This window comes from Paucibacter sp. M5-1 (assembly GCF_027498415.2).
Taxonomy (GTDB): Bacteria; Pseudomonadota; Gammaproteobacteria; order Burkholderiales; family Burkholderiaceae_C; genus Roseateles_E.
Map to the genome: position 1 here is coordinate 4,818,450 of NZ_JAPZLM020000001.1, position 9,975 is coordinate 4,828,424.

The following is a 9,975-nucleotide window of genomic DNA, read 5'->3' on the forward strand; positions in this document are numbered from 1 at the left end:
ATCGCGGTGCTCATGAACATCCTGCTGCTCGAAGACGATCTGGACCTGGGGGACGCGGTGCGCCTGGCTTTCGAAGCTGAGGGCTACCGTGTGGTCTGGGTGCGCCGCCTGGCCGACGCGATCGCGGCCCTGGGCGGTGCCCGGCCCGACCTGCTGGTGCTGGATCTGGGTCTGCCCGATGGTGACGGCCATGAGCTGCTGGCCTGGCTGAAGCAGGAGTCGGCGGCCGTGCCCGCCCTGATTCTGAGCGCGCGCGACGGCCTGGATGAGCGTCTGCGCGGCCTGGACGGCGGCGCCGACGACTATCTCGTCAAGCCTTTTGCCTTGCAGGAACTGCTGTCCAGGGTGCGGGCGCTGGCGCGGCGCAGCTATGGCCTGGAGAGCGGGCAGCTGAGCCTGCGCGGCCTGCTGCTGCACGAGGCCTCGATGCGGGCGACGGTCGATGGCCGGCTGCTGGAGCTCTCGCCCAGCGAGTTCCGTCTGCTGGCGGCGCTGCTGAAGCGCGCCGACCGGGTGCTGACCCGGCGCTTCCTGGAAGACCAGGTGCTGGCCGGCAGCGCGGCCGAGAGCAATGTGCTGGATGTGCACATCTCCAGCCTGCGCCGCAAGATCGGCGAGGGCTATATCCGCACGATACGGGGCCTGGGCTATGTGATGGACCGCCAGCCCGTCACCACCCGATGAGGGGCTGGTGGCGCCGGCTGGTCGAGCCCTCGGTGCTGCGTGGCCTGCTGCTGGCGCAGATCGCGCTGGTCAGCCTGGTCTGGCTGGGTCTGGTGCTGCTGGTGGTCAGGGAGAGCCAGCAGGAGACGGCGCTGCGCCAGTCGGTGCCGGCGATGGAGGCCCTGGTGGCCACGGCCGAGGCCTTGGTCGACCAGCCCGAGGCCTTGCACCGGGTGCTGGGCAAGGTCGATGAATGGAACCGCCTGGGCGGCGGCGCGCTGGATGACCCGATGCTGCGCACCGGCATGCTGGTCTGGCGCGGCGCGGCCCGGGTCTTCGCCACCGACGGCCTGCCTGCCTCGCTGTACCAACGCCATCCCGAGGGACTCAAGGAGATCGAGATGGTCGATGGCCGCTGGCAGGTGCTGACCGTGCACTCCGGCAGCGGCAGCGATGTCGCGGTCAGCTTCATCTACCCCCAGGGCATCATGGCCGTGATGGTGGCGCTGAACAGCCGCGGCTATCTGCTGCTGCCGCTGATCGTCAGCCTGCCGCTGCTGGTGTTGCCGGCCTGGCTGTCGGTGCGCTGGGCGCTGCGGCCCTGGCGCCGGCTCAGCGCCGAGGTGGCGCGGCGCGACGAGCAGGAGCTGTCGCCGATCACGCTGCCGGCTCGCGAGCGCGAGCTGCGGCCGCTGCTGGAGGCTATCAACCGGCTGCTCGGACGCCTGCGCGGCGCGCGCACGCGCGAGCGTCAGTTCGTCGCCGATGCCGCCCATGAGCTGCGCACGCCGCTCAGCGCGATGAGTCTGTATGCCGAGTCGATGCAGCGCCTGGCGCTGCCGCCACCGGCCGCGCCGCTGCTGGACGGCATGCTGCGCAGCAGCGCCCGTGCCACGCGCCTGATCAACCAGCTGCTGACCCTGACGCGCAGCGAGGCCGAAGCCCAGGCGCCGGCCCGGCGCCTCGACCTGGCAGTCCTGGTCGGCGAGGTGCTGGCCGAGACGGCCATCCTGGCCGAGGGGCGGCGCGTGCAGCTGGACTGCGAGTTGCCGGAGTCGCTCTGGCTGGACGGCCAGGCCGAGGGCCTGGGCTCGCTGTTCGGCAATCTGATCGAGAACGCGATCAAGTACAGCCCCGAGGGCGGGCGCGTCAGCCTGCGCCTGTGGCGCGAGGCGGGCGAGATCTGCGCGTGCCTCAGCGACCAGGGGCCGGGCATTGCCCCGGCCTGGCGCGAGGCGGTGCTGCACCGCTTCGCGCGCCTGCCCGACCAGAGCCAGGCTGGCAGCGGCCTGGGGCTGGCCATCGTGGCCAGCGTGCTGCAGAGCCATGGCGGCCGGCTGACGCTGGACGATGCGCCGGGCGGCGGGCTGCTGGTGCGGCTGTGGCTGCCGGCGGCGGATTCCGCCCGCGCCTGAGCACCGCGCCGGGTTGCCGGCGCTTAGGCATGAGATCAGCGGCCAGCCCCGGGAGGGGCTGGGCTCAGCATGCCGGCGTCGCCTGTTTCATCTTCATTTCAAGTTCATCCTCCACTTGCAGTGCCCTGTGCAAGTCCTTCTTTTTGAACGAATTTTGCCTGACTGGAAGCTCGAACAACAGAATGTAAGTGCTTGATTTCATTGGGAAAACATCGAGTTTCACCTTGACCGATGGCGACTCGGTGAGTAAAGTGGTGAAAAGTGCAATTTAGTGGGTCGCTGTGGCGAATTTTGTGTTTCAAGGGGCGAGCGCCTTGGCAATGGATGCCAAGGGGCGTTTGGCCGTCCCGACACGCCACCGCGAAGTGCTGCAGGCGCTGTGCGCCGGCCAGCTGACCATCACCAAGCATCCGGAAGGTTGTCTGATGGTGTTCCCACGCCCGGCCTGGGAAAATTTCCGCGACCGCATCGCGGCGCTGCCGATGTCGGCCTCGGGCTGGAAGCGGGTGTTCCTCGGCAATGCCCAGGATGTCGAGATCGATGGCGCGGCCCGCGTGCTGATCTCGCCCGAGCTGCGCGTGGCCGCCGGCCTGCAAAAAGACGTGATGCTGCTGGGCATGGGCAGTCATTTTGAACTCTGGGATGCCCAGGCCTATGCGGCCCATGAGGCGCAGGTGATGCAGTCCGAACTGCCGGACGCCCTCAAGGACTTCAGCTTCTGATGGACACCGCTGCCACCACTCCCGAGTTCTCCCACACCACGGTGCTGCTGCACGAGACCGTCGATGCGGTGCTGACCGCGCCCGACGGCATCTATGTCGATGGCACTTATGGCCGTGGCGGCCACTCGCGCCTGCTGCTGTCCAAGCTCGGGGAGGGCGGGCGGCTGATCGCGATCGATCGCGATCTCGAGGCCATTGCGGCCGCCACCTCGGGCGAGACGCGGGTCGATGACCCGCGTTTTTCCATCTGTCACTCGGCCTTTGCTGAAATGCGGGCGCAGCTCGCGGCGCTGGGCATCGAACAGGTACAGGGCATTCTTTTGGATCTGGGGGTTTCCAGCCCGCAGATCGACAACCCCGAGCGTGGGTTCAGCTTCCGCTTCAGCGGACCGCTGGACATGCGCATGGACACCACCCGCGGCGAAAGTGCCGCGGATTTCCTGGCCCGCGCCGATGAGCGCCAGATTGCGGAGGTCATACGCAACTATGGGGAAGAACGGTTTGCTTCACAGATTGCAAAGGCGCTTGTTGCTCGCCGGGAAAGCGGGAGTGCTGTTCGAAGCACCGACGAGCTTTCCAAGGTCGTGGCTGGCGCGGTCAAAACCCGCGAGCCGGGCCAGGATCCTGCAACGCGCACATTTCAAGCGCTTCGGATTCACGTCAACGCCGAGCTTGAGGAGCTCGAACAAGGGCTGAATGCGGCACTGCGCCTGCTGGCCCCCGGCGGCCGGCTGGCGGTGATCAGCTTCCATTCGCTGGAAGACCGCATCGTCAAGAACTTCATCACCGCGCACAGCAAGGAAGTGTTCGATCGCCGCGCGCCCTTTGCCGAGCCTCAGGCGCTGGCGCTGACGGCGCTGGGCCGCATCAAGCCCAGCGAGACCGAGGTGCGCGCCAACCCGCGTTCGCGCTCGGCCATCCTGCGCGTGGCCGAACGCACCGAGGCGCCGCTGCCCGCCGAGCACCACCGTCACAAGGGTGGCAAGCGATGAGCCGGCTGAACCTGCTGCTGCTCGTGGCCGTGCTGGTCAGCGGCATGCTGCTGGTGCGCAGCGCCTATGACTCGCGCCGCCTGTTCACCGCGCTGGACCGCTCGCAGGCCGAGGCCCGGCGCCTGGAGGCCGACAGCCAGCGCCTGCAGGCCGAGCGCCATGCGCAGGCGACCAATCTGCGTGTCGAGCAGGTGGCCCGCGAGCGCCTGCGCATGCAGACCATCACGCCGGCGCTGACCCAGGTGGTCGAGAGCGGCCGCGCCGCTGCCTCGGGAGTGCAGCGATGAGCTGGTGGCGCCCCGAAGCGGGCCGTGGTGCCGGCGCGCGCGCGCTCAACACCCGCAGCGTCAGCTATTCCAGCAGCCCGCTGCTGGCCTCGAAGACGCCGCCCTGGCGTTCGCGCTTTCTGGTCGCCCTGGTCGGGCTGGGCTTTGTCGGCCTGCTGGGCCGGGCCGTCTATGTGCAGTTCATCGCGGCCGACTTCTATCAGCGCCAGGGCGAGGCCCGCTATGCCCACACGATGGAGCTGCCGGCCAGCCGCGGGCGCATCGTCGACCGCAAGGGCCAGGTGCTGGCCACCAGCGTCGCCGTGCCCTCGGTCTGGGCGATCCCCAAGGAGGTCGACGCCGACCCGGCCAAGCGCCGTGCGCTGGCCAAGATCCTCGGCATCAGTGCCAAGGAGCTGGAGAAGAAGCTTGACCCGACCACCCGCTTCGTCTGGCTCAAGCGCCAGGCCGATGACGACACCGCCGCCCAGATCAAGGCGCTGGCGCTGAAGGGCGTGTTCCAGGACCGCGAGTACAAGCGCAAGTATCCGGAAGGCGAGGCCGCCGCCCATGTGGTGGGATTCACCAATATCGAGGAGCGCGGCCAGGAGGGCATCGAGCTGGCCTTCCAGAAGGACCTGCAGGGTCGTGACGGCTCGCGCTCGGTGGTGCGTGATCGGCTGGGGCGTGTCGTCGAGGACATCGGCGAGAGCCTGCCGGCCGTCAATGGCCGCGACATCGATCTGTCGGTCGACTCCAAGGTGCAGTTCTTCGCCTACCAGCGGGTGCGCGATGCGGTGGCCGAGCACAAGGCCAAGGCCGGCTCGGTGGTGGTGCTGGATGTGCAGACCGGCGAGGTGCTGGCGCTGGCCAACTACCCCAGCTACAACCCCGGCGATCGCAAGAACCTCAGCGGTGCCCAGTTGCGCAACCGCGCGCTGACCGATATCTTCGAGCCCGGCTCGACGATGAAGCCCTTCATCGCCGCGCTGGCGCTGGAGAGTGGCCGGGTACGGCCCGACACCATCATCAATGTCGCACCGCGCAGCGTCAATATCAGCGGCTGGTCGCCGACCGATGCCCATGTCTACGGCGATCTGACGGTGGCCGGCGTGATCCAGAAGTCCAGCAATATCGGCACGGTCAAGATGGCCATGCAGATGCCGGCGCGCGAGATGCACGAGATGTTCACCGCCATCGGCCTGGGCCAGCGTCCGCAGCTGGCCTTCCCCGGCGCGGTGACCGGCAAGCTGCGGCCCTACAAGAGCTGGCGCCCTATTGAACAGGCGACGATGAGCTATGGCTACGGACTGTCGGCCTCGCTGTTCCAGCTCGCGCGCGCCTACACCGTGTTCGCGCGCGATGGCGAGGTGCTGCCGGTCACGATGATCAAGCAGCCCGAGGGCGAGGTGGCCCACGGCATCAAGGTGTTCTCGCCCAAGACTGCGCAGCAGGTGCGCGAGATGCTGCAGCTGGCGGCCGCGCCCGGCGGTACCGCGCCGATGGCCCAGGTCAGCGGCTACAGCGTCGGCGGCAAGTCCGGCACCGCGCACAAGCAGGAAGGCAAGGGCTATACCAACAAGTACCGCTCCTGGTTTGTCGGCATCGCGCCGATCTCCAAGCCCCGTATCGTCGTCGCGGTGATGCTGGACGAGCCCAGCACCGGCGTCTATTTCGGCGGCCGGGTGGCCGGCCCGGTGTTCAGCCAGGTGGTGGCGCAAAGCCTGCGGCTGCTGAATGTGCCGCCTGACCTGGAGGTCAAACCGCAAATCATGGCCAAGCATGAGCTGGCTGTGGACGAGAGTTTTTGATCATGCCCATCACCCGACTCAAATCCCCCGAGGCTGCGGCCCGCTGGCTGCGCGAGTGGACCACCGGCCAGCTGCGCAGCGACAGCCGGCTGGTGGCGCCCGGCGATGCCTTCATCGCCTGGCCCGGATATGCGCAGGACGGCCGCGCCCATGTGCGCGCGGCGCTGGCCGCCGGTGCCGCGACCTGCCTGGTGGAGGCCGAAGGTGTCGAGGCCTTTGATTTCAATGACGCCCGCGTCGCCGCGCTGCCGGGCTTGAAGGCCTGCACCGGCCGCATCGCGGCCGAGTACTTCGAGCATCCCAGCGAGGCCGGCCTGCAGGTGATCGCCAGCACCGGCACCAATGGCAAGACCTCGACCGCCTGGTGGGTGGCCCAGATCCTGGGCGCGCTGGGCCGGCGCTGCGGCGTGGTCGGCACCTTGGGTATCGGCGAGCCGCCGCTGGGCGCAGCGCCGGGCCATATCGTCAACACCGGGCTGACGACGCCCGATCCGGTGCAGCTGCAGGCAGGATTTCGCCGCATGCTGGATGCCGGCTTTGCGGCCTGCGCGATCGAGGCCTCGTCGATCGGGCTCAATGAGCAGCGCCTGGCCGGCACACGCATCGCGGTGGCACTGTTCACCAATTTCACCCAAGACCATCTGGACTACCACGGGTCCATGGCCGCCTATTGGGCCGCCAAGCGCGCGCTGTTCGACTGGCCGGGTCTGCGCGCCGCCGTGCTCAATCTGGACGACCCCAAGGGCGGCGAGCTGGCCGCTGCGCTCACCAACAAGCTCGATGTCTGGACCTATGCGGTCAACGGCCCGGCTCGCTTGTCGGCCCATGGTCTGCATTACCGCGATGGCGGCCTGGCCTTCGAGCTGCATGAAGGCCAGCAGGTGCTGACGGTGCAGACCGGCCTGATCGGCGACTACAACGTCGCCAATCTGCTGGCCGTGATCGCCAGCCTGCGGGCGCTGGGACTGGATCTGGCCGATATCGTCGGCGCCGTACCCCAGATCAGCCCGGTGCCGGGCCGCATGCAGCGGGTCGGCGACGGACTGGGCCGGCCGCAGGCGGTGGTCGACTATGCCCACACGCCCGATGCGCTGGACAAGGCGCTCTCGGCGCTGCGCCCGCTGGCGGCGGCCCGCGGCGGCAAGCTCATCGCGGTGTTCGGCTGCGGCGGCAACCGCGATCCCGGCAAGCGCCCCTTGATGGGGGCGATCGCCGGCCGCCTGGCCGACGCCGTCGTGCTGACCAGCGACAACCCGCGCAAGGAGCCGCCCGCACAGATCCTGGCCCAGATTGCCGAGGGCTTGCGCGGCGTGGCGCACCAGGTCGTCGAGGACCGGCGCGCGGCCATTGCGGCGGCGATTGGCCAAGCCGATGCGCGCGATGTCGTGCTGATCGCCGGCAAGGGCCATGAGGACTACCAGGAGATCGCCGGTGCGCGCCAGCCCTTCTCCGATGTGGCCGAGGCGCAGCAAGCGCAGGCCCGCTGGACCGGAGAACAGCCATGAGCGCAGCCCTGATGACACTGGCCCAGGCCCACCATCTGCTGCAGACGGCGCTGCCGCAGGCTCGGTTGGTCGGTGACGGCCAGATCGAGATCGCCCGTGTGCACAGCGACACCCGCACGCTGCGCGCCGGTGATCTGTTCGTCGCGCTGCGCGGCGAGCGCTTCGATGCGCACGACTTTCTGCCGCAGGCCGCGGCCAGCGGCGCGGTGGCGGTGATCGCCGAGCGCGGCGTGGCCGAGGCCGGCCTGTCCGGCATCGAGGTGCCCGATGCCAAGCAGGCGCTGGGTCTGCTGGCCACGGCCTGGCGCAGCCATTGCCATCTGCCGCTGATCGCGGTGACCGGCAGCAATGGCAAGACCACGGTGACGCAGATGATCGCCAGCATCCTGCGGGCCTGGCTGGGCCCGGCCTCGCTGGCCACCGAAGGCAATTACAACAACGATATCGGCGTGCCGCTGACGCTCTTGCGGCTGCGCCAGGACGATGCCGTCTGGCACCGCGCCGCCGTGGTCGAGCTGGGCATGAACCACCCGGGCGAGATCGCCCCGCTGGCGGCGATGGCCCGACCCACTGTGGCCCTGGTGACCAATGCGCAGCGCGAGCACCAGGAATTTCTGCAGACCGTCGAGGCGGCCGCGCGCGAGAACGGCGCGGCGATCGAGGCCCTGGGTGCGGCCGGTGTCGCGGTGTTTCCGGCCGAAGATGCCTGCGCGCCGATCTGGCACGCGCTGGCCGGCCAGCGCGCCATGCTCAGCTTCGCGCTGCAGGGCCAGGCCGATGTGACCGGCCGTGCAGCCTGGGTGCAGGGTAGCGAGACCCTGGGCGCCGGCCATTGGGCGCTGGAGCTGCACACGCCGGCCGGTGACGCGCCGGTGGCGCTGCGCGTGGCCGGTCTGCACAACGTCCGCAATGCCCTGGCCGCCGCCGCCAGCGCGCTGGCCGCCGGCGCACCGCTGGCCGCCATCGTCCGCGGCCTGGAGAGTTTCGAGCCGGTCAAGGGCCGCTCGCAGCTCAAGAGCCTGAGCCGCCAGCGCGTCACGCTGATCGACGACAGCTACAACGCCAACCCCGACAGCGTGCGCGCCGCCATCGATGTGCTGGCCGATTTGCCGGGCGCCTCCTGGCTGATCCTCGGCGATATGGGCGAGGTCGGCAGCCAGGGGCCGGAGTTTCACCGCGAGGTCGGCGCCTATGCGGCCGAGCGCGGCGTGGCCGCCTTCTGGGCGGCCGGCAGCGCCTGCGCCGACGCGGCCGGCGCCTATGGCGGCGGCGCCCGCCATTTCGACACGACCGAGGCGCTGATCGCGACGCTGGCCGAAGCGCCTCGGGTCAAGAACATTCTCGTCAAGGGTTCACGTTTCATGCAGATGGAAAGAGTCGTCGCCGCCTTGCTGGCACAGGATCAGGAGGGCGCGAACCATGCTGCTTAGCCTGGCCCTATGGCTGCAGGGCCTGTATCCGGACCTGGGCTTTCTGCGCGTGTTCCAGTACCTGACCTTCCGCGCGGTGATGGCGGCGATGACGGCCTTGCTGATCGGCCTGGCCTTCGGCCCCTGGGTGATACGCCGTCTGACCGCAATGAAGATCGGTCAGCCGATCCGCGAGTACGGCGTGCAGCAGCATCTGGTCAAGAGCGGCACGCCGACCATGGGTGGCGTGCTGATACTGATAGGCATCGGGGTCTCGACCCTGTTGTGGTTCGACTGGAGCAACCGTTTCGTCTGGGTTGTGATGCTGGTGACCATGGGCTTTGGTGCGGTGGGCTGGGTCGACGACTGGCGCAAGGTCGTCGACAAGAATCCCGAGGGCATGCGCAGCCGTGAGAAGTTCTTCTGGCAGTCGCTGATCGGTCTGGTGGCCGCCCTTTACCTGGCCTTCAGCGTCTCCGAGACCTCGATCCTGGGTGTGATCGAGCTGTTCGCCCGCTGGGTGCAAAGCGGCTTCTCGACCGAGCTGCCGCCCAAGGCCGATCTGATCGTGCCCTTCTTCAAGACGGTCAGCTACCCGCTGGGCGTGTTCGGCTTCATCGGCCTGTCCTACTTCGTTATCGTCGGCACCAGCAATGCGGTGAACTTCACCGACGGCCTGGACGGCCTGGCCATCATGCCGGTGGTGCTGGTGGGCTCGGCGCTGGGCCTGTTTGCCTACCTGACCGGCTCGAGCATCTACTCGAAGTACCTGCTGCTGCCCTATATCCCCGGCGCTGGCGAGCTCTTGATCTTCTGCGCCGCGATGGCGGGGGCGGGTCTTGCCTTCCTGTGGTTCAACACCCATCCGGCCCAGGTCTTCATGGGCGATGTGGGCGCGCTCTCGCTGGGCGGCGCCCTGGGCACCCTGGCCGTGATCACGCGCCAGGAAATCGTGCTGGGCATCATGGGCGGCGTGTTCGTCGCCGAGGTGCTGTCGGTGATGCTGCAGGTCAGCTGGTTCAAGTACACGAAGAAGAAATTCGGCACCGGCCGGCGCATCTTCAAGATGGCGCCGCTGCACCACCATTTCGAGAAATCGGGCTGGAAGGAGACCCAGGTGGTCGTGCGCTTCTGGATCATCACGATGCTGCTGTGCCTGGTCGGCCTGGCCAGCCTGAAACTGAGGTGATCG

General features: G+C 68.5%; 9 protein-coding genes. All 9 read left to right on the top strand.

Going from position 1 to position 9,975, the window contains the following annotated elements; translation table 11 throughout:
* Positions 1-12: 12 nt before the first annotated feature.
* The 9 genes from O5M90_RS22935 (at position 13) to mraY (ending at position 9,972) form a co-directional block, all read left to right on the top strand.
* Positions 13-684, top strand: a complete 672-nt coding sequence (locus O5M90_RS22935) for a response regulator transcription factor (RefSeq protein WP_137941591.1) — start codon at positions 13-15, stop codon at positions 682-684.
* Positions 681-2,078, top strand: a complete 1,398-nt coding sequence (locus tag O5M90_RS22940) for a sensor histidine kinase (protein WP_269837949.1) — start codon at positions 681-683, stop codon at positions 2,076-2,078. Before O5M90_RS22935 ends, O5M90_RS22940 begins: the two co-directional genes overlap by 4 nt.
* A 293-nt stretch (positions 2,079-2,371) precedes the next feature.
* Positions 2,372-2,800 (top strand): division/cell wall cluster transcriptional repressor MraZ, encoded by a 429-nt coding sequence (gene mraZ, locus O5M90_RS22945; RefSeq protein ID WP_262971241.1) that lies wholly within the window; start codon positions 2,372-2,374, stop codon positions 2,798-2,800.
* Positions 2,800-3,792: a 16S rRNA (cytosine(1402)-N(4))-methyltransferase RsmH gene (rsmH, locus tag O5M90_RS22950; protein ID WP_137941594.1), complete on the top strand. Its 993-nt coding sequence runs from the start codon at positions 2,800-2,802 to the stop codon at positions 3,790-3,792. Before mraZ ends, rsmH begins: the two co-directional genes overlap by 1 nt.
* Positions 3,789-4,079 (top strand): cell division protein FtsL, encoded by a 291-nt coding sequence (gene ftsL, locus O5M90_RS22955; RefSeq protein ID WP_262971239.1) that lies wholly within the window; start codon positions 3,789-3,791, stop codon positions 4,077-4,079. Before rsmH ends, ftsL begins: the two co-directional genes overlap by 4 nt.
* The gene (locus O5M90_RS22960) at positions 4,076-5,869 is read left to right on the top strand and encodes a peptidoglycan D,D-transpeptidase FtsI family protein (protein ID WP_269837948.1); all 1,794 of its coding nucleotides are present in this window, start codon (positions 4,076-4,078) and stop codon (positions 5,867-5,869) included. Before ftsL ends, O5M90_RS22960 begins: the two co-directional genes overlap by 4 nt.
* A gap of 2 nt (positions 5,870-5,871) precedes the next feature.
* Positions 5,872-7,374 (top strand): UDP-N-acetylmuramoyl-L-alanyl-D-glutamate--2,6-diaminopimelate ligase, encoded by a 1,503-nt coding sequence (locus tag O5M90_RS22965; RefSeq protein ID WP_269837947.1) that lies wholly within the window; start codon positions 5,872-5,874, stop codon positions 7,372-7,374.
* Positions 7,371-8,804 (top strand): UDP-N-acetylmuramoyl-tripeptide--D-alanyl-D-alanine ligase, encoded by a 1,434-nt coding sequence (locus O5M90_RS22970; protein WP_269837946.1) that lies wholly within the window; start codon positions 7,371-7,373, stop codon positions 8,802-8,804. The genes O5M90_RS22965 and O5M90_RS22970 overlap by 4 nt, the downstream gene beginning before the upstream one ends.
* The gene (gene mraY, locus O5M90_RS22975; RefSeq protein ID WP_137941599.1) at positions 8,794-9,972 is read left to right on the top strand and encodes a phospho-N-acetylmuramoyl-pentapeptide-transferase; all 1,179 of its coding nucleotides are present in this window, start codon (positions 8,794-8,796) and stop codon (positions 9,970-9,972) included. The genes O5M90_RS22970 and mraY overlap by 11 nt, the downstream gene beginning before the upstream one ends.
* Positions 9,973-9,975: the final 3 nt, after the last annotated feature.

Bases quoted from the DNA above. Each gene is read 5' to 3' on its own strand.
- O5M90_RS22935 (WP_137941591.1), top strand. From the start codon at position 13: ATGAACATCCTGCTGCTCGAAGACGATCTGGACCTGGGGGACGCGGTG.
- O5M90_RS22940 (WP_269837949.1), top strand. From the start codon at position 681: ATGAGGGGCTGGTGGCGCCGGCTGGTCGAGCCCTCGGTGCTGCGTGGC.
- rsmH (WP_137941594.1), top strand. From the start codon at position 2,800: ATGGACACCGCTGCCACCACTCCCGAGTTCTCCCACACCACGGTGCTG.
- ftsL (WP_262971239.1), top strand. From the start codon at position 3,789: ATGAGCCGGCTGAACCTGCTGCTGCTCGTGGCCGTGCTGGTCAGCGGC.
- O5M90_RS22960 (WP_269837948.1), top strand. From the start codon at position 4,076: ATGAGCTGGTGGCGCCCCGAAGCGGGCCGTGGTGCCGGCGCGCGCGCG.
- O5M90_RS22965 (WP_269837947.1), top strand. From the start codon at position 5,872: ATGCCCATCACCCGACTCAAATCCCCCGAGGCTGCGGCCCGCTGGCTG.
- O5M90_RS22970 (WP_269837946.1), top strand. From the start codon at position 7,371: ATGAGCGCAGCCCTGATGACACTGGCCCAGGCCCACCATCTGCTGCAG.
- mraY (WP_137941599.1), top strand. From the start codon at position 8,794: ATGCTGCTTAGCCTGGCCCTATGGCTGCAGGGCCTGTATCCGGACCTG.